Source organism: Flavobacterium sp. SLB02, assembly GCF_009664855.1.
GTDB lineage: Bacteria > Bacteroidota > Bacteroidia > Flavobacteriales > Flavobacteriaceae > Flavobacterium.
Genome location: NZ_CP045928.1, coordinates 3,525,237 through 3,549,304, shown reverse-complemented (window position 1 = coordinate 3,549,304; position 24,068 = coordinate 3,525,237). Strand labels below are relative to the sequence as shown.

Here is a 24,068-nt window from a genome sequence, read left to right as displayed (position 1 = left end):
AAATGAGTTAATTATTTAGTGTTGAGTTGTTTATATCTGATTTTTTATGTTAAAAAAAGACCTTATTTTTGCTTTTTTTGATCATATAAAGCCTGAAATTAAGTTTGTTCTGCAATAATTAACAATTTATTGTTAATTATTCCTCATTTTGTTTGCTTTTTAAAATTATAATTTGTTAAATTTGGTCAGAATATTAACATAACATCATAACCCAAAAGATACGCCTATTATATAAAACTACTTTTTAGAAAAAATTACTCCAAATTTTAAAACAGAACTAAAAAAAAGTAGTATTATGGCTGATCTGCATATTCCAGACGCTCTATTAGTGAAAAATTATGTCGAAGGCAATGAGACGGCCCTGGCGACATTAATTAAAAGACACGAGTCTAAGATATATGGATTTATATATTCTAAGATTGCTGATAGAGATATTTCAAACGATATTTTTCAAGACACTTTTATTAAGGTAATTAAAACCTTAAAAAGTAATTCCTATAACGAAGAAGGTAAATTTTTACCTTGGGTAATGCGTATATCTCACAACTTAATTGTAGATCATTTTCGTAAAACCAAAAAAATGCCAATGTACAGAGAAACCGAAGAGTTTTCGATTTTTTCTGTCATGTCTGATGATTCCCTGACGATTGAGAATAAAATGATCTTTGATCAGGTCGAAGTAGACTTAAAAAAGATCATAGAAGAACTTCCCGAAGATCAAAAAGAAGTATTGGTTATGCGTATGTATCAGGATATGAGTTTCAAGGAAATATCTGAACTTACGGGTGTTAGCATCAATACGGCACTGGGCAGAATGCGTTATGCATTAATGAATTTAAGAAAAATAATTGACAAACATCAAATTATTTTAACCAACTAATACTATTTTGAGTAATAGTCCGTTATACTATAATAAAACATTTTGATAGTATGGCGAAAATTTACTCTAAAAAGGCATTAGCTTCTAAAGATTTAAAACCTAAAAAAGAAGTTGTTTCTTTTTTACTAAATTATTCACAAGCATTAACAGTTGTGAAAATTGAAGATAAAAGTTTTGAAATTATAGCTAATTAAACAGCCCACTACATTTGTCGGATGTTTATTTCGAAAGAAAAACCAACTGGTCGTTTGGTTGAAAGCTCACTATTTGTATGCAAATACAGGTAGTGAGTTTTTTTTTTCTGATACAAAAAGAGCACATTCAAAAATCGAAGATCTAGTAAAAAATATCCTCAATTAGATAAACATAACCAACGGTTTCAACCGTTGGGACGCAATCCATCCAAAATGCATTTTTCATCATGATTAATTAATACATTAATAAATTAATAAATTCTCTCAAATACGTTTCCCGCCATCCGTTCCCAAAGGTTGAAACCTTGGGTTATGTTTGCAATATGCTCATTGTAGGTAATTTTAAAAAAAAAGGAAGATCTAATAAGATATAATCAATTAGCTAAAACATAGCCAACGGTTTCAACCCTCGGGACGCAATCCATCCGCAATCCATTCACAATGCTATTCCACAACAATCCATTTCCACTCTAAATAGCACAATAATAAGCTGTTTATTATTGAAGATAACACCTATTATTGATAATAACTTGATTATAACTTTACAGCTGTTTTGTTAAAATTCTATATTTTAACCGAATATCAATTTTTTATTTTATATTTAGCTTTGTTTTAGTTAAAAAGAAGTTTTTTATTTAACAAAATCGCTATATAAAAGAGGTTTATGTATTAAAAACCTTTCAATATGTAGAAAAATTCAATTTTTAATAATAACCAAAAAGAAGTATAACCAAAACCAAATCATCTATGGCCAAAAATTACCCTAACCACGTTTCGTTTGTTGTTTATTTTAATATCTCGTAAAGATTATTAAAAAAGAATGATTGTTTGGTACACATTGATTGAGGGTAAGAGTAAAGAACTTTAGCCTTTCAAATCAATTTTTTCAATCAACAATAATAAGTACTACCCTTAATCTATTTAACAACCAAACTTAACCGAAAATGAAAAAGAACTTTAAGATCTTATTATTGCTCCTATCAATAAGTATAGGAGCATACGCTCAAAAAGAAGAAATCAAAGAAGCGCAATCTTATTACAGCAAAGGAAAAACCCAGGAAGCATTAGCTATTTTAAAGAAAATAGAATACCTAATAATAAACGCACCGGTTGAGGTAAAATCAGATTTCTATTTTACAAAAGGAAATGTTTACAAAGATTTAGCAAGCAAAAATGTAGATGCTGCAGCTAATTTTGCTTTAGCAGTAGGAGCGTATCAGGATGTATTATTATACGAAAATGATTCTCAAATCTACAAATATGCTTTCAAGGCAAGTTTGGCCCTAAAAGAAATGAAATCCAAACTGGTAGACGGAGCATACAATGATTTTAAAGCAGAGAAATACAAAGAAAGTGCCGATAAAAGTTACGAAGTCTATCTTTTCGATAAAAAAGACATCAGAAACCTGTTCAATGCAGCTTCTGCCGCCTTTGCAGCAAAAGAGTACAAGTCAGCCATTAAGTATTTCGAAGAACTTAAAAGACTAAATTACACTGGCGAGACAGTTATTTTTTATGCTACAAACAAAAAAACAAAACAAGAAGAAGCCTTTATCTCCATGAGTGCGAGAGAAGCAAGTATTCAGGAAGGACTTTACGAAAAACCAAGAAATGTAAATCCACCATCAAAAAAAGAAGAAATCCTGACCTCTTTAGCCTTTTGTTATATGGAGACAAACGATTATTGTAGTGCCGAAAAATATTACGAAGATGCACTACAAGCCAACCAAAATTGCATGACCTGCTATATCAATCTGGCCTATGTCAAAATACAATTCAAAAAAGAATTACAGGACCTAATGGGGACTTTAGGAAACAGCCCTGCCGAAATGAAGCAATATGATAAATTAGATGCCCAAAAAGACGAAATCGTAAAAAGCGCCATTCCGTACCTAAAAAAGGCATTGAATATAGAACCAAAAAATGAAAGTGCAGCAAAATCACTTCTAGGTATTTATAGATCACTAAATATGACAGGTGAATATAATGCCCTTAAAAGCAGTATGTAAAAAATAGAGAAGAAGCTACTTAACAATCTTTTTAGTAGCTTCTTCCTTTTTCATAGTTTCCTCAATCAGCGATTTTTTGCCAACAGTCCTTGTAATAATATCTTTATCTAAGCTCCATCCCCTTGCAGGCGAATATTCACGACCATACCAAATAATCTGAAGATGTAAGTCGTTCCAGATTTCTCTAGGAAATAATCTTTTAGCATCTTTTTCAGTCTGCACCACATTTTTCCCGTTCGAAAGATTCCACCTGTGCATCAACCTGTGAATATGCGTGTCAACCGGAAAAGCCGGCACACCAAACGCCTGAGACATTACCACACTCGCCGTTTTGTGTCCCACAGCAGGTAATTCTTCAAGAGCTTCAAAACTCTGCGGAACCTTTCCATCGTATTTATCAATCAAAATATGCGATAAACCATAAATCCCTTTCGATTTCATTGGCGACAAACCACAAGGGCGAATAATTTCCTTAATTTCCTCTACCGACATTTTTACCATATCATACGGATTATCAGCCTTTGCAAAAAGAATAGGTGTAATCTGGTTCACACGCACATCGGTACATTGCGCCGAAAGCAAAACAGCAATCAGCAATGTGTAAGGATCCTTATGATCGAGCGGGACAGGTATAGTAGGGTAGAGTTCTTTTAACGTATTTATAACAAACTGTACGCGAGCTTCTTTATTCATTTCCGTATTTTTAATCCCGTAAAAATACTATAATTTTCATGATGTGCCTAATCCAGCTTTCCGTTGCAACTCCTCATTGTGGCAATAACATTTTTAAGCATTCGCAAGAGCTTCCTCCGGTCGCTTTTCCAATGCAAAAAATGTAAATTACCACAACTCGGGGGTTTTCACTGCAATCTGAGGCATGAAAACATATCTCTTAATTAACCTATTTTATTTAAACAATGAAAATTATAGTGACATTTATTTTTATAATTATTTCGCAATTTAGTTCTGCACAAAATTGTAGTTGTAAAGAGCGACCTCAATTGAATGAAATTATATCTTGTGAAAAAACAACCTTTAAAAACGGAGCAAAAATTTACTATCAGTTTAATTGCGATTCATCTTGGCTTGTTTTTGAAAGTAAAACAAAAGAAAAGAAAAAGCTTTTTTCTTTAGATAAAAGTCTAATCGAATTAACAGGCAGATTAGGTTATTTAAGCTGGGCTGAGTACAACAACACATTCATTATAGAAAACCGTTTAGTTTCTGGTTGTTGCGATCCGTCAGAGTTCGTACTATTTGATAAGAATAACGGAAAAAAAATTGCAAATCTTGGTAGGGAAATTTATCATAGTAACATTAAGAAATATCCTTATTTTGTTACTATTGATTCTAAAGAGTCTAATTTTTTAAACTTTTTTAATTTGAGTACCAACAAACTTTTTAAAATTAATTTACCAAAAGGACGTATAGAAAAAACCTTAAAAATAACTACCGAAATCTTTTTTGAGAGCTTATTCGAAGAAGGGGAAATTAAAAATGGTATTTTTGAGATTGAATATAGATATAAAACTCGACATAACGGAAAATGGTTGATTGGAGAGATAAAAGTAGATTTAAATAAACAGACATTAATCTAAAATCTAAAATCAACAATCTAAAATTTAAAAAATATGACAACATTAAAAGCCGGTGACAAAGCACCAAATTTTTCAGGAACAGACCAGGACGGAAAAACACATAAACTGGCAGATTACGCCGGAAAAAAATTAGTAGTATTCTTTTATCCAAAAGCAAGTACGCCAGGTTGTACCGCAGAGGCTTGTGACCTAAGAGATAATTTCGAACGTTTTAAAGTCAATAACTATGAACTCCTGGGAGTAAGTGCCGACAGTCAAAAAGCGCAGCTGAAATTCAAAGACAAATACGAATTCCCTTTTCCTTTATTAGCCGACGAAGACAAATCAGTTATCCATGCATTTGGAGTTTGGGGCCCTAAAAAATTCATGGGAAAAGAATACGACGGAATCCACAGGACCACTTTCGTAATCAACGAAAACGGAATCATCGATGAGGTAATCGAAAAAGTAAAAACAAAAGAACACGCAGCGCAAATTTTGAAATAAAAATTTTTGTTTCAGGTTTCGAGCTTAACGGTGACTTTTACCGCAAAGCACGCTAATTTTTTTTCTTAGATTGCATTTATAATGCGCAAAGTTTGCAAAGCTTTACCTGAAAAATTGCCTCAAACAACTTGTCAAAGTTCAAAACTTTGACAAAGTTTCAAATCCAGCAAAACCTGAAAACTGAAACATAAAAAGTTCGCAAAGCTTATTCAACACATAGCTTTGCGAACTTTTCTTTTACAAAAGCTTCAGATATAGAAAAAAAACTTAGCGCGCTTTGCGGTAAAAAAAATTTTAGAACTAGAGAGTAAAAAAAAGTCCCAAAAAGAAAGACTTTCTTTTTAGGACCTTTTTGATATTACATATTATTTTGTTCCAATTCAGTTTCCGGATGATATCCAAAAAGATGGTGTTCTTTGATAATTTCGGCAACACCAGAAGGAAGCATCGGTTCCCAGCCTGATTTCCCCTGGCTGATCATTTTTAAAACCTCTCGGGAGAATACATTTAAGATATTCGGGTTATAATCTACGATATCAACCACTTTTCCGTTGAATTTAAAGAATTTATATAATTCCTTCATTCTAGGGTGTACTTTTAGATTTTCAGAAGTAATGATTTCTCCGTTATCGCCCAACATTGGGTATAAGAATACTTTCATATCACGATAGAATAACTTTCCAAAAGCTTCAAGGATACCACCACTTAAATGACGATAATACTTCTCGTCAAAAATATCTACTAAATTATTCACCCCCATGGCCAATCCCATTCTGGCTTTAGTGTAATTAGCAAAATATTCAACCACTTTATAGTATTCCTGGAAATTTGAGATCATTACAGTCTGACCTAACGAACAAAGCAATTCGGCTCTGTCCATGAAATCACGTTCGTCAATTTCACCATCAGAACGTAAATTCGAAAGTGTAATTTCAAAAACGACCAAAGTATTGTCTTTTTCAACCTTATTTTCTTCAAGAAACATTTTGAGAGATTTCTCGTACATATCAAGGTTTACGTTCGTAACCGGTCGAAAACTTCCTCTAAAAGCAAGAAGGTTCTTTTTGTATAAAACGGCAGCTGGTAATACGTTTTTCCCTTCAGGATTAAACATTACCGCATCAGTCATTCCGTTTTTAACCAATTGTAAACTCATCAAACGATTATCAACATCAGCAAAACGAGGTCCTGAGAAGTTAATAGTATCAATTTCGAGTTGGTCTTTGTCTAAGTGATCGTATAAATAACGAAGTAATCGTTTTGGATCGTTGTATTTATAAAAAGCACCGTAAATTAGGTTTACTCCTAAAATTCCCAGTGTTTCCTGTTGTAGTCGGGCATCAGTTTCTTTAAAACGAATGTGCAGGATAATTTCGTTATAAGCTTCATCAGGTTCAATTTGGTATCTAATTCCTACCCAGCCATGACCTTTAAACTGTTTGGCAAAATCTATTGTGGCAACAGTGTTCGCGTAACTAAAGAAAAGTTTTGTAGGATGTTTTTCGCGGCTTAATCGCTCCTCAATGATTTGGCCTTCAAGAGTCAGCATTTTCTTTAATCGCTCTTCGGTTACATATCGGCCATCTCTCTCAATTCCATAAACGGCGTCACTGAAATCTTTGTCGTAGGCAGACATTGCTTTTGCAATTGTTCCCGATGAACCCCCGGATCTGAAAAAATGCCTAACGGTTTCTTGTCCAGCACCAATTTCAGCAAAAGTTCCGTAAATATTCTCGTTTAAATTAATGCGTAACGCTTTGTCTTTTATGGAAGGAATCTGTTCGATGACCTTGTCACCTTTGAGTTTTATTTCTGTACCCATTTTATTTTAAATAGATTTGTTACAAAGTTAGCAAATTAGGCTTCTAATGAAAGAGAAATAATCCTATTTTTGTAAAAAAATTAAGTTCAATTGAAGGTATATTTTTTAGGTACTGGTACTTCACAAGGCATTCCGATAATCGGAGTCGATCATCCTGTTTGTAAAAGCACTGATGCTAAGGACAAAAGGCTCCGCGTATCGATCTGGATCACATGGGGCGAGCACTCTTACGTTATCGATTGCGGTCCTGATTTTAGGCAACAAATGCTTTCTTGCGGCTGCAGACATCTCGACGCCATTTTGTTTACACACGAACATGCAGATCATACTGCTGGTTTAGACGATATACGTCCGTTTAATTTCAGACAGGGCGAAATTCCTGTTTATGCACATCAGCGTGTTATAGATAACCTTAAACGCCGTTTCGATTATGTTTTCGAAACTGTAAACAAATATCCGGGCGCTCCAAGCGTAAAAACGATTGAGGTCATCAATAACGAATCCTTTACGGTAGGTGATAAAACAGCCATTCCGGTAAATGTTATGCACGGCGATTTACAGGTTTTTGGATATCGTATAGATGATTTTGCCTATTTAACCGATGTTAAAACGGTTCACGAAACCGAAGTTGAAAAACTAAAAAATCTTAAAGTTTTAGTAGTAAATGCTTTGCGAGTAGAACCACATGACACACACTTTAATTTGCAGGAAGCACTTGATTTTATAAATTTGGTGAAACCTGAAAAAGCTTATTTAACGCACATTAGCCACGTTTTAGGCTTTCATGAAGAAGTGCAAAAACAATTGCCTGAAAACGTTTTCCTGGCCTACGATAACTTAGAAATTACAATTTAATTATACCACTACAATGAAAAAATCCTTAATGCTTTATCTTTTTATCCTTGCGATACTTATGAATGTTTTTACTTATATGTTTTACAGCAGAGAAGTAAAATTTGGGCAGGAAAGATATGATAAAACAACTAAAAAACTAAGAGACAGCATTAATCTTGTAACAACAAAATTAGCCGATGCAGATTATTTCTCTCTGGAACATAACGAGAATGCGCAAAACTATTTTGATAATAGCGCTTCAGGAGGAAAAGTAATTTTATACGAAAAACTGATTCCGGTTGTAACAGAGAAATTATTAGATCTAAATGCAAATCCAAACGGAAATCCTTATACAGGGCAGGATAAAATTGGTCCAAACAAGTTTATCATCAATAAAATAAAAATTCTAAACCACAGATGGATCATTGCAGATTACAGCAATGGCGAATTATGGGGAGAAGTCTTGTTAAAATATTTTGTTGATAACGATGATAATATTACTTTTGAAGTAAATCAAACCTGGTTGTATCAAAAATAGAAACTAATGATCCTATTTTTTGCAATCTAAAATTATAGGATATATGAAAAAGATATTTTTATTTTCGATGATTATTGGTCTTTCGTTTTCTTGTACAAAGAAAGTTTCGGAAGAGAATAAAACACCAAAACAGCAAGAATCAAAACCGGTGGTAGTAGGAGGTGACTCTGATGCTCACGGTTGCAAGGCATCTGCAGGATATACGTGGTCAACACTTAAAAAAGAATGTGTACGTCTTTTTGAAGCAGGAACAAAACTAGCTCATGCCGAAGATGGAAAAACATACTCGACTGTAGCCTACGTTATTTTTGATGCAAACCAAGCCGAACTTTTCCTTGACACTCAAAAAGAACCCATCCTTTTAGACAGAAAATCAGAAGGAGATTCCTGGACAAAAGGCGATTATCAATTGATTCCCTGGAAAGGTTATGTGCTGAAAAAAGCTGGTAAAATTATTTATACAGGAGAATAAGAGTTTTCAATATACAGTCGCAGTTTTCAGTTTGAAGGCTGCGATTTTTTATTTTAAGAAAAATGCATTGTCATAAAAATGATTGCATAAATCCAAAAGTTGTATAGAATTGTAAAACTAAGACCATATAAGATACTATTTGAATAATTGCCTTTGCACTTTCCGGATTTTTTAAAGACCAGCCTTAATGCCCTGAAGAAAATCCAATAAAGCATTGCCATAAAAGTTAAGATGGAAAACCATACTATGGCACCAAATGCCCAGCATAAGTAACTAATTACGACTGCCATAATAAACCATAAAATTAGGCTTAGTATAATTCCAAAAATTCCTTCGCCAATATCTGGTGCATCCTCAATACTGCGATCTGCAACAGCTTCTCTTATAAAATCAATTTGTGAAGGATCAAAACGATCTGTTATTTGGCCTAGATTATCTCTAAGTTTAATTCCCTTAAATAATCCAATAGATAGAAATAAAAAGAATGCTATAGATAAAATGGTTGTTGATAATAGCGAATTTTCGAAAAAAGATCTATGATCTCCTAATCCAAAAAGCCAAACAGTTATAATAGTTAGGGTTATAATAATAAGTGTAATTATAAATATATTTCTGGAGTTCAGAATTTTATAGTTACTCGTTAATTTTAATTTACTGTTTTTGTTGCTCTTTTTTGTCATTATGCCTTAAAAAAATCTTTAATCATCTTTGAGCTTTCTTCGGGACTTCTTAATGAAACTACCTGACCTTTTTCGTCTATTGTAAAATGACCTTTAAAAGCATCAGGCATTCCATTATATTGCTTATTTACCTGATTTAGTGTTTCTTTAAAACAATTGTAATTGTACTTTTCTACTAAATAAGTCAAAGAATTTTGCCCTTTTAAAAGTTCGTATTCCTGATAATTATAAGGTGTTGTTTCTTGTCTTTTTAGTAAAGTCAGATTGAATTTATGCAATAGTTTTTCTATATCCTTCTCACTAATAAACTGAGAAAGACCACGGAGCGCATAGATTTTCATGTCTAGATAACGTTCTTTCTTATATGCACTATCAAAGAAATCCTTTAATTGAGGAAAATCAAAATCATATAATAATCTTAATACTTTATTTCTAATATCAAGTTGTTTTGTAGTAGAATAAATCCTTGCTAAGTGAACGAAATTATCCTTATCAATAATGTTTTTGTCTAAAGAAAACAGCGCACTTCTAAAGTCTTTATTGCTGTCCTTTATTTTTTCGTCAGTTAATATCTCTGGAAATTTACTCATTATTAGGATTTAAGATGGCTGGAAACTGAGACCGAGACTGAAAACTGTGACTAGAAAACTACTCCGAGAGCCAATTCTTAAAATCAAAGAAATTTTGCGGAGCCACTCCATGACCAACAGGATATTCCTTATAAGTAACCGGAATATTTAGTTTTTCAAGAATAGCAGGAGTTTTTCTCGCCCAATCGATAGGGATTACCTGATCTACGGTTCCGTGTGAAGCGAATATTTTTAAGTTTTTAAAGTCGTTTTTCTGGTAACCTTCTTTGATTATTTCTTCGTTAAAATAACCACTCATAGCCACAACTCTCTGAATTTTTTCAGGATACGAAAGTGCAACCGAATAACTTAAAATAGAACCCTGGCTAAAACCAACCAAGGTAACATTATTGGCATCAATAGGATAATTAGCAACCAGTTCATCAACAAACTTAGCGATCAAATCACGAGAAGTTTTGGCTTGTTCGTTGTCTGAAAATTTATTCTGATCCGCATCAAAATTAATCGCATACCAGGCATAGGCACCATATTGCAAATCATAAGGCGCACGGGCAGAAATGATATAATAGTTATCAGGAAGTTCAGTAGCAAACGAAAACAAATCAGCTTCATTGCTGCCGTATCCGTGTAGTAAAAGTAAAACAGGATTTTTGTCTAAGATAACTTTTGGTTCTTGTATTTTATATTCTAAAGATAGATTCATTTCTTTGGAAGTTATGAGTTTTGAGTTATAAGTTATGAGTTTTCTCTGAAAGTCGAACTTTGAGAAAGTTTGTTGAGATTATATAGTAAAATTTGTTTTTTTCTGCATTTTTGCTTGCAAATCAGTGTTATCCGTGTTCTAAATTTATACGCTGATAAAACAGATTCGCTAAAGAGAAAACGCGGATTTTAACGGATTTTTTTAAATTGGTATTTGGAGTTTTTAAAAATTTGGAATTTTCTTATCCTATCGATTTAAACCATTTTTGAAATAAATTCCCAACCAACGGAATTGGTCTTGTTTGACCTTGTATAGCACTAAAAATCCCATACGTCCATAATATCGAAATACAAATCCACATTGGGAAAGTAATCATAAAGCTGTCGAAATTACTGATAATGGCTCCAAATGAAATAAAAGCAAGCGATAATCCTAAAGCTTGGCGAATATGAAAAGAGGCAAAACTATTTTTATTTTCAGAGTTCATAGACATCGCGATCAAAACACCAATAATTAAAATATAACTGGTAATGGCGATTGATTTTCCCTCTTCGATTGAATTATTCATTGTAATTATTTAGTGATAACAAGTTGATTTTGATTCAAGATTCCGTACACAGAACCTTTGATTTCTGTTCCTAAAAAAGCAGAATTTTTAGATTTCGAAAGAATATTAGCTTTTGTAAAAGTCGATTTTCCTTCCGGAGTAAAGAAAGTGAAGTTCGCTTTAGAACCTTCGGCAATTGTATTGTTTTCAATTCCGAAAACAGATTTACCATAAGTTAATTTTTCGATTACCGTTTCGAGTGGTAAAACAGTTAATAAGGCTCCAAAAGCACTTTCAAGACCAATTGTTCCGTTTTTCGCTGTATCAAATTCCATTTTCTTGAACTCGATATCAATTGGATTGTGGTCTGAAGTAATAATATCTATTATTCCGTCTTTAACTCCATTTAATAAAGCCTGTCTGTCGCTTTCGGTTCTTAATGGCGGCGTAACTTTAAAGCGGGTATCAAAACCTTCTAATTTTTCATCGGTTAAAACCAAATGATGTACTGCAACGCTACAAGTTACCTGAAGTCCTTTTGCTTTAGCTTCTTTTATCAATTCAACCGATTTTGCGGTAGAAATGGTCGGAATATGAAGTTTTCCTCCCGTATATTCCAGTAGAAATAAATTTCTTGATATTTGTAATTCTTCGGCCAGATTTGGAATACCTTTTAAACCTAATTTGGTTGAAACGATTCCTTCATTGGCAACACCGTTTCCTTTGATATTTGGATCCTGCGAATAAGTAATAACCAAGCCATTAAAATCCTGAACGTATTGCAAAGCAATTTTTAGCAAGTTGGCGTTGTCAGTACTTTTATTATAATCGCCAAAAGCAACCGCTCCGGATTTTTTCATATCAAATAATTCTGCCATATCTTTTCCTTCGCTGGCTTTGGTTAAAGCACCAATTGGGAAAAGTTCCGTAGCAAAATCATTAGCTTTATTTTTTACAAAATTGACCTGCGATTGATTATCGATAACAGGGAAGGAGTTCGGTTGAAGAGCGATGCCGGTAAAACCGCTTTTTGCAGCAACATTCAATCCGTTTGCAATGGTTTCTCTGTCTTCGTAACCTGGTTCTCCAAAAGAAACGCTGCTGTCAAACCAACCTTGGGAAAGATGTAAATTATCCAACTTAACTTCGGTTGTGTCCTCGATATCAAGAATCGAAGTTCCTATTTTTTCTATTAAACCATCTGCAATTAAAAGATCAACGGTCTGATTGTGAAACGGACTTTTTGAATCGATAATTTTGGCGCTTCTGATGATTATTTTCATATGTAGATATTTATTTATTCAAACATAAAATGTTTTATTTCTACCATTAAGGTTAAGTTAAATTAAGAAGGCTTAACCCTTTATGATCTTAATCTCTTAATGGTTCAGAAAAAATAAACTTTAAGTTTATTTCACGAATTTTATAATTGCCATTTCTAATGCTAAAAATAACAGTGCAAAGATAACAAACCATTTCCAAATTTGGCTGTCAGTTCGTTCAGTTTGTAGCGTATTAAAAATGGTCGAAATCGTATCGGCAGTTTTAAAATCAGAAACTACGTTGGTATTTACCTGACTCAAATCGCTTTCGGTTCTTTTGTAATTGAAACTCAGGTTTTCTACCCATTCTTTTTTATCAAAAACACTATAATTTCCGGATGTTTCAGGGAAATCATTAAAGGTTAGTTTTACTTTATTATTCAATATTTGCTGAATAGGAATAAAAGAATCTTCACTTCCTTTTACTTCCAGAATAGCATCTTTGGTCAATAAAACATCCACAAAATAAGGTTGGTTATTGCCAATAGTCAGGGCATTAACTCCTGTTTTTTGATTGTTTTGCCCCATTTTATAAAACAACGGAACAATTAATGGCGATTGCTGAAAGTTTGAATTTGCTGCATTAATAGGTGCTGAAAAAACAGTAATTCCCGAAACCGGATTCTGAATTGCAGTTACAAATACGCTCTGATCTTCATAAGATAATACGGCCGGATATGGGCTCGAAATGGCAAAAGAATTATTTGTTTTTGGATATTGAAAATTCGTGATTTTATTCTCGAAAACGCCTGAAAATAAAGGATGATCGAAATTGATTTTGGTAATCAACTTGCTTTTGTTTTCAAGAGTATTAAACTGAATTTTTCCGAAATTACCCAGAAATGAATTGAGATTTGAAACTGAACTTTTTTCAGAAGGAATCACCACTAAATTTCCGCCTTTAGCAACAAATGCTTTCAGAGTAGTTTGCAAAGCCTGAGGAACTTCAACTAATTCATTTAAAATGATAGTATTCTGTTTGTCTAAACTATTATAATCTAAATTGCTAATCGAATAATTATTGTAATTGAATTCAGAAGAAGTATAAATTCTCGATAAGAAATTGCTTTTTTCTGGTTCGCCTATACTAATAACATTTGTTTTTTTATTTTTCGAAATACTAAAATAAAGCTTATTGTCGTAAGTAAGACCGTTATCTTCAATAGTCACATATCCGTGAAAAGCTTCTTTTGGAATCGTAAAATTGACTTTCTTTTTCTTTGCCTCAAAATTGATAATGGTTTTGGCAATCAGTTTATTTTGATTGTATAAGGCCATCGAAACCGGTTTGAAATGCTCTCCGTAAGCGGATAGATTTACGCTAATTTCATAGAAATTTTCTAAAGTCTGATTGATATAAACGCTGTCAATAGCGATGTTGTTTTTTTGTTCCGCCGATGGAATTATAAAATAAGGTTTCTCTTCAGTATCAATATTTTTTACATCTTTTTCGGCCAATCCAATAGCATCTGTAATAATAACAATGTCTTTTTTATAAGCCGATTTATGGGCTTTTATCTTTGCCATGATTGACGGAAGTTCAAAAGGTGTTGCGCTGTACTGTAGATTCTGTAAAGCACTTTTGGATGATTTTATATCCGTATTCCAGTAATTTTCGGTATTGGTTAATAATGAAAACTGAGTGGTTTCGGGAGTATTTTCTAATAATTCCTGAACAGCACGTTTTAGCAATTCTCCTTTTTTGCCTTTTGCTTGCATACTAAAGGAATTGTCCAGAATAATATACATTTCGTTAGTGGCATTTTTACTGTCTTTTGCTTCGAAAAAAGGCTGGGCAAAAGCCAAAATAATACAAGTCAATAACAATAAACGAGTCGCCAGTAAAAGTCTTTTTTTGATTTTTGAACTTTTTCGGGTTTGAATCGAAAGCTCTTTTAAGAAACGTACATTAGTAAAATAGGAAGTTTTAAAACGTCGTAATTGAAATAAATGAACCAAAATTGGAACAATCAATAAAAATAGAAAGTATAGAATTTCAGGATGTTTAAAATGCATTCCGGCTTAGATTTATTTTACTACTTTTTGTAGATACTGGTCAAAAATACAAATTTTTAGTCAAACCATATAGGTAATAGTATTTAAACCATATAAGTAATATAAGAGATATAAGTTAGATTCAAATTATATTAAAATTACATGAACTCATATGACTTACTATGGTTGAAAATTGGAAGACGGAGTTTGAATAATGTAACTTTTGTAATTTCTTTTGTAACGAAAAATGACTTTTCGAATGATATTATTGAGTATTTTAGCCTATTCAAAAAACAAATAAAAAACTATGAAAAGATTATATATGCTGCTTTTTTCAGCTTTAGCCTTTACAACTACACAAGCGCAGAATAAATTTAATTTATTGGTAGGAACTTATACCAATACATGCGATAGTAAAGGAATTTACGTTTACGAATTTGATGCGGCTTCGGGTGATTTTAAATTAAAAAATTCTACAGAAAAAGTAGTGAGTCCGAGTTATGTATCCGTTTCGGCAAATAATAAATTTGTTTATGCCGTAAACGAAAACGGAAATCAAAGTGCTGTAACAGCATTAACATATGATGCACCAACAGGTAAGCTTAAGGTACTAAATACAAATTCTTCTTTAGGAGCAGATCCTTGTCACTTAATAAATGATGATAAAAACGTGATTGTTGCGAATTATTCTGGAGGAAGTATTGCGGTATTTAAGAAAAATGCTGACGGAAGTATAACCGAAGGTCAACAATTGATTCAGCATGAAGGAAAAGGACCAAATGTGGCACGTCAGGAAAAGGCGCATGTGCATCAGGTTGTTTTTTCTCCGGACAAAAAGTTTGTTTTATCGAATGATCTGGGACAGGATAAAGTTTTTATTTATAAGTACAATCCTGGTGCAAGCCATGAGGTTCTAACTTTAAAAGGATCTGTAGATGTAAAAAAGGGAAGCGGCCCAAGACATTTAACCTTTAGCAAAGACGGTAAATTTGTTTATTTGGTTCAGGAATTAGACGCGACTCTTACTACATTTAGTTATGATAAATCGGGAAGTTTAAAGTTACTTTCTGAAACCAGTATTTTAGCAAAAGGATTTACCGGAGGAACAGGTGCAGCAGCGATTAAAATTTCGCCTGATGGAAAGTTTTTATACGTAACAGATCGTGTTGATGCCAATAATATTTCGGTTTATCAAATTCAGAAAGACGGAAAAATTAAATTTACAGAGCAGCAAAGTACTTTAGGAAAAGGCCCAAGAGATTTCGCTATCGACCCAACAGGAAATTACCTTTTAGTTGGTCATCAATATACTAACGATATCATTATATTCAAAAGAGATAAAGCTACAGGAAAACTTAAAGCTACTGGTAAAAAAATCGAATTGTGTTCGCCTGTGGGATTGGTTTTTACCAAAATATAGTTTTCAGTCTCGGTCTCAGTTTTCAGTTTCCTAACAGTGCTAAAAACTGAAACTGAAACCTGCCACAAAAAAAATCCAAATTCTAAGTTCAGCAACTTGGAATTTGGATTTTTTTTTATTGGAATTTGAGAGATTTACTTGTTCTTATCTTTTCTCTTCTTGTCTCTCGTTTTCAACATATTTCGATTGACAGATCCGTGGGTTTTCTTTTTGGTTTTAGAAGGTCCCCCAAGGTTGACTTTTTTATTCTTTTTATCTTTTTCATGAAAAGCACCATCACCTTTAAGGGTTTGTTTTTTCATTAAAAACTTAATCGGCTGTTTGTCTTTTTCAGGTTCGATTAATTTAGATGAAATTTCAACTTCTTCAGGGAAATCTGCAATGGCAAGTTCCTGATTCATCAACACTTCAACTTCCACTTTAAATTCTTCTTCACGAGGTGTAATAAAACTAATTGCAGTTCCTGTTGCATCAGCACGACCTGTACGACCAATTCTGTGCATATACAATTCAGGAAATTCAGGAAGTTCGAAGTTGATAACGTGAGAGATATTAGAAATATCTAAACCTCTCGCCATAATATCAGTAGTAATTAATCCGCGTAGATTTCCTTCCTGGAATTCAGCCATCGTACTCAAACGGTAATTCTGAGATTTATTGGAGTGAATTACACCAAACTGACCTTCAAAATCTTCTTCGATTCTTGTATGAAGCATATCTGAGATCTTTTTATTATTCACAAAAACTAAAACACGTTCCATGCTTTCGTTTGTTTCTAATAAATGTTTTAGCAGATTTACTTTTGTATTAAAGTTAGGTACGTTGTACGTAATTTGTGTAATGTTTTCAAGCGGTGTTCCTGAAGCTGCAAGTGTAACTTCTTCGGGAAAATCAAAAAAGTCATTCAAAACAGCATCTACTTCATCTGTCATGGTTGCAGAGAATAGAATGTTCTGACGTTTGGTTTTCATCATGGCCAAAAGTGCTGTCAATTGCGTACGGAAACCAAGATTCAGCATTTCATCAAACTCATCAATTACTAATTTTTGAGTTTCATCAAAACGAATAACGGCATCAAGTGCTAAATCCATTGTACGGCCTGGTGTTCCAACTAAAATGTCGACACCTTCGTAAACGGCTTTTTTTTGTGTATTGATATTTACCCCACCAAAAATACCAAGTGTACTAACCGACATGTATTTGGTTAATTTCTCGACTTCTTCTACCACCTGAACAACTAATTCACGTGTTGGAACCAGAATTACAATTTTAGGTGTATTGGTTGGTGTAAATTTGTATAATTTTAAAAGAGGTAATAAGTAGGCAAATGTTTTACCGGTACCGGTTTGCGCAATTCCCATCATATCGCGGCCAGACATAATCACGGCGAAAGATTTTTCCTGAATAGGAGTAGGCGTAACAAAGCCTAATTCGTCGATTGCTTTTTGTACTGATTTTGGAAGATTGAATTTTTCGAAAGTGCTCATTTGCATTAAATTTTGTGCAAATATAGCTATAAATAGCTGAAAATTGGTATTTCTTAGAAATTACGACAGTTTGGGGCATTCGTATTTCTCAAAAATCGACTTTGAATTGCTATAAAAATCGTTTTATTCGCAATAAAAGTTCATTTGGATTAAAGGGTTTTGCAATAAAATCATCAACACCCAATTGAAAAGCTTCTTCGACAGTATTCTCTTCTTCGCCAAGTGCCGAAAGTGCCACCACACGAATGTCTTTAAAATTTTGTTTGATATAACTAATGATTTCTAATCCTGATTTAAGCGGTATAATGATATTAGTAATCACTAAATCAGGCATAATAGTCGGAATGCGTTCTAAAGCATTGATACCATCTTTTGCAATACTTATTTTATAACCTTCTCTTTTTAGAATAAATTTTAGAATTTCGATTGTCATGTCATCATTATCAATGATCATGATTTTTTTATCACTAGTGTTCATGTTTTGATTTTCATTTTTTATATAATTCTATTTCGTCCAGCATTACCATTGGTTTTTTGTTTTTTCTTTTCCTCCACTTGGGTACTGCAGTCTGGTTTTCTACAATGATCTTAATCATGGCAAAACTACTAAAGCTTTGATCTTCAAATTCCCATGATTTTGTTGTAATTTCAAAGTCTTCTGTTAAATTGTCACAAATTTTTTCTTGTAGAAGATTCCATTTCTGATCTTTAAAACCGTACACTTTTATTTTTTTAGGTAAAAAAATCCAATGCCTTTGATCGTTGAGGAAATTTAATATTAAGCTATTGAAATCTAATTTCTTTGTTTCGATTTCAATTTCAGGGTTATTTTCGTACCAACCAATCCAGTTACTATTGAAATCTTTATAACCTCTGTTTCCATCCACTAAACCATAACCTCCTTTACCTTTAAATTCGTCTGAAGGCTGTGTGATAAGATTCACTTTTAGATCTTCACCCAAATGCGTTACGGAGTTTTTGCAAATTTCCAGCCATTCTTTATAATAATTATCCGGTGAAAGTCCGCCTTCGCTGAGTTCGTAAATGCCAAATTGATTGCAGGCTTTCGAAAATTTCAAAACTCTTTCTGTCAAGCCTTGTTGTACTTCTTTCTCTCCTTTAGAATTTACGGTAAACATTCCATGTTGGTTTTTTCCGTAAAACTTAGCCTGTTCAAAATAGACGTACTCCAAAGCCAATCGTAATTTTTGAATTCGGGAACTTAAAACCGAATCATTTTCGACAGCACTTAAAGCTTGTTCTAATAATTGATCGTACTGATCCATTGCTACGGGGGTTAGAAACGTATTTCGGGCATCAACAGGGCTCGAATAAATATCTAAATAAGCATTGCTTTTCTTTTGATTGGCTTCCAGAAGATTCAAGTATTTACTAACAAAAGGCGCCGCTTTCCCATAAAAACCACGGAGAAAGTCAGCAGTTACAGCTTCGGTATTAATATCAGTATCCCACATTAATTTAGCTAAAAGATATTGCCTTAATTCTGAGAAATCTCCTGGAAGGTCTGAGTAGCCCTGAGCGAATATTCCTTTTACCTTATTTTTTTTAAAGAGTTTATAATTGCCCTGGAAGGATTCGAAATTAGGAAAAGGCGACATATAATTAGAAAACTGCACGGTATAATCCCATAGAAATAAATGCTGTGAAGTAATGCTCCAGTTTTCTAATGTTTTTACAAACCACGAAGCATTTTCGGCGGTAATTGTTTTTGCCCGATTCAATTCAATCGGGCAAAAAATAGTGTAAATATTAGGTTCTATCTTTAGATTAACCGGAGGTTTGAAGGTATGAAGATAGGCGAGGGTGGTAATTTTTGTTTTAGGAAAATGCGCTGCAATTTTATTCAAAAAATAATAAAATGAACCCTGAGGACCGCCGTATTTTTTATTTAAAGCCTTACATTGAGTACATTCGCAATACACCACATCGTCATTTTGACTTACTGAATAAAATTGAGCATTTGGTTTTTTAGCAATAATTTTTGCCATTTTTTTCTCTATCAAATCTACAACCGTGTCATTGCTCATGCATAACGATTCGGTATTTCTTTCGCCTTCGTATAAAGCAAAAAGTTTAGGGTTGGTTTTAAAATACTCTTTTGCCGGAACCAAAACACTAAACGAATGTCCCCAAATGCCAAAATCGTCAACCTGCCAATCTAGTTTATGCCAGTCTCTAAAATCTGTGTCATAACAGTCCGGATATAAAAGTGCCCGGTAATCAAATGATGGCTGATGAGTTTTATTGGTATTTTTAGCAAAAGTAAGCTGTGTCACTTTCGGGATATAGTTTTCTGAAGCGGTAAATTTTCTAAACTCCCAAATTTCCAGTAAAGTATAAACGGCGTAACTCAGGTATTTTTGATTTGAAGCAATTAAATAAATTGATTTTGAATCGCTTTTGATAATAAATTCATTCGGTTTTAGTTTTTTATTTGCTGATATCGATAAAATTATTTCAGATGCATTATTTTCTTTTTTGCTTTCTGATGTAATTTCAAATGGTTTTGAAAAAGCTTTATCCAGATAATATTTTAGAATTTTAGCCGCTGACTGAGCATTTTCAGAAGCGGAAATAATCCTGTTTTTATCGGATATTATAATTTCAGATTGTGCCATCATATTGAAGCTAAATAGGAAAAAAAAGAAAAGTTGAAAATATATGAATTGCTTTTTTTTCATGAGATTTAAAATTTGTATTGTAATATAACGGCAAAATCAAGTTCAGTTTGAAATCCGTTTTTTGTGTATTCTTGTTCATTATCTGTAATTAGCAAACCAAAAACATAACGGTTTTTTATTAATCTGTAATAACCTGCGCTAAGTCGATAAGATTTTAAAGACATTCTGGTATCGTATTCTGTCGCTCTTGTTCGATCATCCGGAGAAGTTCCATAACCGGCTATCAGGGTGATATAATCAAATTTTGTTTTATAATAATATCGGGAGCTGAATGTAAATGAGGGACTGTCTTTTTGAATATAGGATCTTAAATTAACCCAATACGAACCAAAATATTTTCCGACCCCGATATTTAATGTTTTTAAATTGCTGTTATCCTGCATAGTAATATAACGAACGCCTAAATCAGCTTCCCAGCCTTTTTTAAAATTATGAAAGTAAGAATAGCCTAATCGCCATTCCGGAAAAGCGCTGTCTTTACTATAGGCAACATCAAGATAAGAATAATTATTTCTTTTGGCATACAGATACGATTCAACTTCAAACTGAAGTCCGCTGGCCTGTACCAAATCTGAGGAAAGTCTTTTGGCATAACTTACCCTTCCAATCAAACTTCCCCAGGTACGCTGTCTCATATAATCGGCACTGGCTAAATGCCACGGACCAACTCCCTTACGATCAATCGTGGTAATATTGTAATATGCTCCAACACGATCCATATTTGTTTTAGAATATAAGGCATAAAGGCGCTGTTCTATATCGGCATCATTAGGGTATTTTGTACGGATAGATTTAAGATATTTAGCCTCATTCTGAGTATCATTTTGTAAAGAATAAATTGCAATTCGCTTAAGTCTGAAAATTCTGTTCTCTGGAAATAATTCAATTGCTTTATGAGTTAAATCTAAAGCTTCGTTGTAATTTTTATCTTCTAAATCCATATTAATCAGATAAAGAAAAGCGTCTTCGTATCTCGGGTTTTTCTCAATGACATAATTATAATAAAATCGGGCACTGTCTTCTACTTTTAGTAAATCGTAATTTCTGCCCAAAGCCAAATGAAAATCGATATAATCGGGCGCTAATTTTTTACCTAATAACCCTCTCTCAACATTGAGTTTATAATTAGCACGCGCACTTTTCATGTCTTTTATTATCACGGTCAAAAGACTGTCAGTGTCAATTTTTTGTGCGTTAGTATTTTGGTGAGAAAATAAAAACACGCAAAAAATCAGTACAATTGTATGTAACGTTTTAAGGTTTTTCATTATCAATTATTTTTTAGTTGGGGTTTCATATCCTTTTCGAACCATAACACCCCAGTTTTGTTCTTTTTTTCGAAAGAAAAGCCAATACCCTTTTAATGATGCATAAACCGTGATAGGGTGATATACAAAAGGTTCAATCGCAGCCATACCAATTAGGATTAGTAATTCTTTGTAATTGGCATAACTTTTATATAAAATTTCATCGATTAATATCGATATTATTGTAATCGAGAGATAAAATAAATAGACCAGCAGACTTATAATAAATAGATATTGATAATCGATAATATTAAACACAAAACTGGAGATCAGGGTTATTACACCTATAAATTCAATAATTGGAACTAAAAATTCGAAACTAAAAAAGAAAGGTAAAACCAAAAAAGCTGTCCGGCCATATTTGGGGTTCAGAAACATTTCCCTGTGTAAATACAACGTTTGTACCAATCCTCTTGCCCAGCGTATGCGTTGTCTTAAAAACACTTCTCTTGTATCTGGAACTTCAGTCCAGCAAAGCGATTCAGGAATGTATTTTATTAAAAACTTTTCTTTATTGTCATGCATGTACCTTCTCATTCGGGTGACCAATTCTATGTCTTCTCCCAAAGATTTGTGCCAATATCCTCCGGCTTTTATTACGATATCTTTATCGAACATTCCGAGACCTCCGGAAACCAGCAGTAAACCGTTGATTTGACTCCAGGCCATTCGTCCAAATAAAAACGAACGTACATACTCTAATTCCTGAAAACGCGGATACCATTCTTTAGGATAATGCACTTTAAATAAGAAACCTTCTTTTATCTGGCAGGAATTCGAAATCCTGATTCCGGCGCCACAGGCAATGACGCGGGTTTCATTTTCCATGAATGGTTTTGCCAGTTTCAAAATCGTATCTCTTTTTAAAATACAATCAACATCTGTACATAAAAACAAGGGATACTGAGAGGAGTTGATTCCTGCATTTGAGGCATCGGCTTTGCTTTTTCCGTTTACTTTATCGACAATCAATAACTTTGAATAAACGGGATTTGTCGATTTATAGTGCCCGCGAACAGGTTGTGTTACGATTTTTTCCTGATAATAGAAATCAATTTTAACCAAATCGAATTCGGCTATTAATTTTTCCAGAGTATCATCTGTACTGCCGTCATTAACAATAATGATTTCGTATTTTGGATAGGTTAATGAAAGCAAGGATTTTACATTATAAACAATATTGACACCTTCGTTAAAAGCCGGAGCCACGATCGAAACGCCTAAAATATGATTGGAGCGAAGTAAAACTTCTTCGTCTAAGTATTTTTGATATTTTAAATGTTTTATGATGGCCCAATACGATAATATCGAAAGGAAGATGTAAAAAAAAATATATCCCATAGAAAACCAGGCTATAAAAAGATCATAACCACGAATAAGATGTGATAGAAAATCATGAATCATAATTGTCGTGTTCTAATGTGATTGATCATTTTTTGTGTATCAGAATCTTGTGTTCCTAATATATTAAGTCCTGTCGGATCAATATTGTTTAAGCAGCAAACCATTTGAAGTTTGAGATCTTTTATTTCTTCTTTTTTTATTTGAATGTTTAAGTAGTCAATGGTTTTTTCTGAACCTATTGCTGATAGTGCTTCCAGAATTTCAAGTTGAATTTCTAAGGTTTCGGTTTCAAGTAAGGTTAGTAATTCGACTTCGGCTTCAAAAAGATAAAGATCGCGAATGGCAATAATAACATCTGTACGTAAGTTTTTATCTTCGTGATGTAAGAGTCTGATTATTTCTGCTGATTTGTTTCTATAGTTGTAAAAAACCATTGTCATAACAGCCAATTTTAGAATGGTTGGATTTTCAGATTGTATCCAAAGATCTATGTCGGGCGGAATTGGTATTTTTTCTGAATGTAAAACGTCCATTACCTTTATGGTCGTGATAAGAGAGGCTTTAATAGGTAATTTATTTACAACCTGCCAATCGCCTTTTGATAAAGCCAGATAAGCAATATTAGCATTTGATCGAATAATTTTATCCGGATGGAATAAATATTTTTTTAGAAGTGAAATTCCAGGCTTGTATTTTAATGCCTGAAAATGATAAATTCCTTCCCGTTTTTTATATTTCCTGAAATCCCGAATTAAACTTGCCGAATAATGATTGAGATCCAGTTGTTTGTAAATGAGTAAAATGTTTTTAGCAGTTTTCCCTTTCAAGTTGCTTTTCATCCGGATCATATCCTCTATAAGCATATTTTTGCACCAGGTTCTGTGTATCGGAATTTCTGATTTGAACTTCGCGATTTTATATTTTAAAGTATTTTTATCCGGTTTTGATAAGGTAATCTCTGTTAGGAAAATTTCAGACTTTCGTATTATAAGATGTCTGTAGGGTAATGTGTACTGGTAATGAATTCTTTTTAGTATTAAAGCCAGCGCCAGAGATAAACTTGTAAATACAAATAAAGGAATGGCGTAATGTTTTATATAACCTATAAAATGTTCCATATCACATAACTTTATATGTA

General features: G+C 33.1%; 23 protein-coding genes. 9 read left to right on the top strand and 14 right to left on the bottom strand.

Translation table 11 applies throughout. The features are described 5' to 3' along the window. Positions 1 to 295: 295 nt before the first annotated feature. The 3 genes from GIY83_RS12760 (at position 296) to GIY83_RS12750 (ending at position 3,083) form a co-directional block, all read left to right on the top strand. Positions 296 to 880: an RNA polymerase sigma factor gene (locus GIY83_RS12760; RefSeq protein WP_194615416.1), complete on the top strand. Its 585-nt coding sequence runs from the start codon at positions 296 to 298 to the stop codon at positions 878 to 880. A 50-nt stretch (positions 881 to 930) separates the two neighbouring features. Then, complete coding sequence (locus GIY83_RS12755; RefSeq protein ID WP_165689754.1) at positions 931 to 1,074, top strand: hypothetical protein; 144 nt, start codon at positions 931 to 933, stop codon at positions 1,072 to 1,074. 944 nt (positions 1,075 to 2,018) lie between these two features. Next, on the top strand, positions 2,019 to 3,083 hold the full coding sequence (locus GIY83_RS12750; protein ID WP_194615417.1) for a hypothetical protein: 1,065 nt from the start codon (positions 2,019 to 2,021) through the stop codon (positions 3,081 to 3,083). Between the two features lie 15 nt (positions 3,084 to 3,098). On the opposite strand, the gene nth is transcribed toward GIY83_RS12750, so the two are convergent. Continuing rightward, the gene (nth, locus tag GIY83_RS12745) at positions 3,099 to 3,776 is read right to left on the bottom strand and encodes an endonuclease III (protein ID WP_194615418.1); all 678 of its coding nucleotides are present in this window, start codon (positions 3,774 to 3,776) and stop codon (positions 3,099 to 3,101) included. A 224-nt stretch (positions 3,777 to 4,000) separates the two neighbouring features. On the opposite strand from nth, the gene GIY83_RS12740 reads away from it, so the two are divergent. Beyond that, positions 4,001 to 4,681 (top strand): hypothetical protein, encoded by a 681-nt coding sequence (locus GIY83_RS12740; protein WP_194615419.1) that lies wholly within the window; start codon positions 4,001 to 4,003, stop codon positions 4,679 to 4,681. A 33-nt stretch (positions 4,682 to 4,714) separates the two neighbouring features. Then, positions 4,715 to 5,167, top strand: coding sequence for a thioredoxin-dependent thiol peroxidase (gene bcp, locus GIY83_RS12735; protein ID WP_194615420.1), 453 nt, complete (start codon positions 4,715 to 4,717; stop codon positions 5,165 to 5,167). A gap of 358 nt (positions 5,168 to 5,525) precedes the next feature. On the opposite strand, the gene GIY83_RS12730 is transcribed toward bcp, so the two are convergent. Beyond that, positions 5,526 to 6,989: a TonB-dependent receptor gene (locus tag GIY83_RS12730; protein ID WP_194615421.1), complete on the bottom strand. Its 1,464-nt coding sequence runs from the start codon at positions 6,987 to 6,989 to the stop codon at positions 5,526 to 5,528. A 90-nt stretch (positions 6,990 to 7,079) separates the two neighbouring features. Between GIY83_RS12730 and GIY83_RS12725 the strand changes: the two genes are divergently transcribed. From GIY83_RS12725 to GIY83_RS12715, 3 genes are read left to right on the top strand one after another with little or no spacing between them, the layout of a single operon-like run. Continuing rightward, a complete protein-coding gene (locus GIY83_RS12725; RefSeq protein WP_194615422.1) occupies positions 7,080 to 7,844 on the top strand; it encodes an MBL fold metallo-hydrolase in 765 nt (254 codons plus the stop codon). A gap of 13 nt (positions 7,845 to 7,857) precedes the next feature. After that, complete coding sequence (locus tag GIY83_RS12720) at positions 7,858 to 8,361, top strand: hypothetical protein (RefSeq protein ID WP_194615423.1); 504 nt, start codon at positions 7,858 to 7,860, stop codon at positions 8,359 to 8,361. A 43-nt stretch (positions 8,362 to 8,404) separates the two neighbouring features. Continuing rightward, positions 8,405 to 8,833 carry a hypothetical protein gene (locus GIY83_RS12715; RefSeq protein ID WP_208681640.1) on the top strand — a complete coding sequence of 143 codons (429 nt, stop codon included), beginning with the start codon at positions 8,405 to 8,407 and terminating at the stop codon, positions 8,831 to 8,833. A gap of 53 nt (positions 8,834 to 8,886) precedes the next feature. Here the strand turns inward: GIY83_RS12715 and GIY83_RS12710 are convergent, their stop codons facing one another. The 6 genes from GIY83_RS12710 to GIY83_RS12685 all read right to left on the bottom strand — a co-directional run bounded on the left by GIY83_RS12710 (position 8,887) and on the right by GIY83_RS12685 (position 14,691). Next, the gene (locus GIY83_RS12710) at positions 8,887 to 9,513 is read right to left on the bottom strand and encodes a hypothetical protein (protein WP_194615425.1); all 627 of its coding nucleotides are present in this window, start codon (positions 9,511 to 9,513) and stop codon (positions 8,887 to 8,889) included. Then, entirely contained in the window at positions 9,513 to 10,103 is a 591-nt protein-coding gene (locus tag GIY83_RS24935; protein WP_228520366.1) for a hypothetical protein, read from the bottom strand. The genes GIY83_RS12710 and GIY83_RS24935 overlap by 1 nt, the downstream gene beginning before the upstream one ends. 58 nt (positions 10,104 to 10,161) lie before the next feature. Beyond that, complete coding sequence (locus tag GIY83_RS12700) at positions 10,162 to 10,806, bottom strand: alpha/beta hydrolase (protein WP_194615426.1); 645 nt, start codon at positions 10,804 to 10,806, stop codon at positions 10,162 to 10,164. A gap of 241 nt (positions 10,807 to 11,047) precedes the next feature. Beyond that, a complete protein-coding gene (locus tag GIY83_RS12695) occupies positions 11,048 to 11,374 on the bottom strand; it encodes a hypothetical protein (protein ID WP_055098245.1) in 327 nt (108 codons plus the stop codon). 5 nt (positions 11,375 to 11,379) lie between these two features. Next, the gene (locus GIY83_RS12690; protein ID WP_208681638.1) at positions 11,380 to 12,636 is read right to left on the bottom strand and encodes a dihydroorotase family protein; all 1,257 of its coding nucleotides are present in this window, start codon (positions 12,634 to 12,636) and stop codon (positions 11,380 to 11,382) included. 126 nt (positions 12,637 to 12,762) lie between these two features. Further along, entirely contained in the window at positions 12,763 to 14,691 is a 1,929-nt protein-coding gene (locus tag GIY83_RS12685; protein WP_194615428.1) for a BatA and WFA domain-containing protein, read from the bottom strand. A gap of 286 nt (positions 14,692 to 14,977) precedes the next feature. On the opposite strand from GIY83_RS12685, the gene GIY83_RS12680 reads away from it, so the two are divergent. After that, positions 14,978 to 16,090: a lactonase family protein gene (locus GIY83_RS12680; protein WP_208681636.1), complete on the top strand. Its 1,113-nt coding sequence runs from the start codon at positions 14,978 to 14,980 to the stop codon at positions 16,088 to 16,090. Between the two features lie 134 nt (positions 16,091 to 16,224). Here the strand turns inward: GIY83_RS12680 and GIY83_RS12675 are convergent, their stop codons facing one another. From GIY83_RS12675 to GIY83_RS12650, 6 genes are all read right to left on the bottom strand, one after another. Further along, positions 16,225 to 17,577, bottom strand: a complete 1,353-nt coding sequence (locus GIY83_RS12675) for a DEAD/DEAH box helicase (RefSeq protein ID WP_194615430.1) — start codon at positions 17,575 to 17,577, stop codon at positions 16,225 to 16,227. A gap of 109 nt (positions 17,578 to 17,686) precedes the next feature. After that, positions 17,687 to 18,055: a response regulator transcription factor gene (locus GIY83_RS12670; RefSeq protein WP_194615431.1), complete on the bottom strand. Its 369-nt coding sequence runs from the start codon at positions 18,053 to 18,055 to the stop codon at positions 17,687 to 17,689. A gap of 10 nt (positions 18,056 to 18,065) precedes the next feature. Beyond that, the gene (locus GIY83_RS12665) at positions 18,066 to 20,279 is read right to left on the bottom strand and encodes a DUF4838 domain-containing protein (RefSeq protein WP_229029093.1); all 2,214 of its coding nucleotides are present in this window, start codon (positions 20,277 to 20,279) and stop codon (positions 18,066 to 18,068) included. Positions 20,280 to 20,284: 5 nt separating this feature from the next. After that, positions 20,285 to 21,547 (bottom strand): YaiO family outer membrane beta-barrel protein, encoded by a 1,263-nt coding sequence (locus GIY83_RS12660; protein ID WP_208681633.1) that lies wholly within the window; start codon positions 21,545 to 21,547, stop codon positions 20,285 to 20,287. 6 nt (positions 21,548 to 21,553) lie between these two features. Next, positions 21,554 to 22,990 carry a glycosyltransferase family 2 protein gene (locus GIY83_RS12655; RefSeq protein WP_208681631.1) on the bottom strand — a complete coding sequence of 479 codons (1,437 nt, stop codon included), beginning with the start codon at positions 22,988 to 22,990 and terminating at the stop codon, positions 21,554 to 21,556. Continuing rightward, positions 22,987 to 24,048 carry a hypothetical protein gene (locus tag GIY83_RS12650; protein WP_194615435.1) on the bottom strand — a complete coding sequence of 354 codons (1,062 nt, stop codon included), beginning with the start codon at positions 24,046 to 24,048 and terminating at the stop codon, positions 22,987 to 22,989. Before GIY83_RS12650 ends, GIY83_RS12655 begins: the two co-directional genes overlap by 4 nt. Between the last annotated feature and the right edge of the window lie 20 nt (positions 24,049 to 24,068).

What these genes read in the sequence shown, in the direction of transcription:
- GIY83_RS12750 (WP_194615417.1), top strand. Translation starts at nt 2,019, where the DNA reads ATGAAAAAGAACTTTAAGATCTTATTATTGCTCCTATCAATAAGTATA.
- GIY83_RS12685 (WP_194615428.1), bottom strand. Translation starts at nt 14,691, where the DNA reads ATGCATTTTAAACATCCTGAAATTCTATACTTTCTATTTTTATTGATT.
- GIY83_RS12730 (WP_194615421.1), bottom strand. Translation starts at nt 6,989, where the DNA reads ATGGGTACAGAAATAAAACTCAAAGGTGACAAGGTCATCGAACAGATT.
- GIY83_RS12655 (WP_208681631.1), bottom strand. Translation starts at nt 22,990, where the DNA reads ATGATTCATGATTTTCTATCACATCTTATTCGTGGTTATGATCTTTTT.
- GIY83_RS12715 (WP_208681640.1), top strand. Translation starts at nt 8,405, where the DNA reads ATGAAAAAGATATTTTTATTTTCGATGATTATTGGTCTTTCGTTTTCT.
- nth (WP_194615418.1), bottom strand. Translation starts at nt 3,776, where the DNA reads ATGAATAAAGAAGCTCGCGTACAGTTTGTTATAAATACGTTAAAAGAA.
- GIY83_RS12670 (WP_194615431.1), bottom strand. Translation starts at nt 18,055, where the DNA reads ATGAACACTAGTGATAAAAAAATCATGATCATTGATAATGATGACATG.
- GIY83_RS12740 (WP_194615419.1), top strand. Translation starts at nt 4,001, where the DNA reads ATGAAAATTATAGTGACATTTATTTTTATAATTATTTCGCAATTTAGT.
- GIY83_RS12660 (WP_208681633.1), bottom strand. Translation starts at nt 21,547, where the DNA reads ATGAAAAACCTTAAAACGTTACATACAATTGTACTGATTTTTTGCGTG.
- GIY83_RS12755 (WP_165689754.1), top strand. Translation starts at nt 931, where the DNA reads ATGGCGAAAATTTACTCTAAAAAGGCATTAGCTTCTAAAGATTTAAAA.
- GIY83_RS24935 (WP_228520366.1), bottom strand. Translation starts at nt 10,103, where the DNA reads ATGAGTAAATTTCCAGAGATATTAACTGACGAAAAAATAAAGGACAGC.
- GIY83_RS12665 (WP_229029093.1), bottom strand. Translation starts at nt 20,279, where the DNA reads ATGAAAAAAAAGCAATTCATATATTTTCAACTTTTCTTTTTTTTCCTA.
- GIY83_RS12710 (WP_194615425.1), bottom strand. Translation starts at nt 9,513, where the DNA reads ATGACAAAAAAGAGCAACAAAAACAGTAAATTAAAATTAACGAGTAAC.
- bcp (WP_194615420.1), top strand. Translation starts at nt 4,715, where the DNA reads ATGACAACATTAAAAGCCGGTGACAAAGCACCAAATTTTTCAGGAACA.
- GIY83_RS12675 (WP_194615430.1), bottom strand. Translation starts at nt 17,577, where the DNA reads ATGAGCACTTTCGAAAAATTCAATCTTCCAAAATCAGTACAAAAAGCA.
- GIY83_RS12760 (WP_194615416.1), top strand. Translation starts at nt 296, where the DNA reads ATGGCTGATCTGCATATTCCAGACGCTCTATTAGTGAAAAATTATGTC.
- GIY83_RS12700 (WP_194615426.1), bottom strand. Translation starts at nt 10,806, where the DNA reads ATGAATCTATCTTTAGAATATAAAATACAAGAACCAAAAGTTATCTTA.
- GIY83_RS12680 (WP_208681636.1), top strand. Translation starts at nt 14,978, where the DNA reads ATGAAAAGATTATATATGCTGCTTTTTTCAGCTTTAGCCTTTACAACT.
- GIY83_RS12695 (WP_055098245.1), bottom strand. Translation starts at nt 11,374, where the DNA reads ATGAATAATTCAATCGAAGAGGGAAAATCAATCGCCATTACCAGTTAT.
- GIY83_RS12650 (WP_194615435.1), bottom strand. Translation starts at nt 24,048, where the DNA reads ATGGAACATTTTATAGGTTATATAAAACATTACGCCATTCCTTTATTT.
- GIY83_RS12720 (WP_194615423.1), top strand. Translation starts at nt 7,858, where the DNA reads ATGAAAAAATCCTTAATGCTTTATCTTTTTATCCTTGCGATACTTATG.
- GIY83_RS12690 (WP_208681638.1), bottom strand. Translation starts at nt 12,636, where the DNA reads ATGAAAATAATCATCAGAAGCGCCAAAATTATCGATTCAAAAAGTCCG.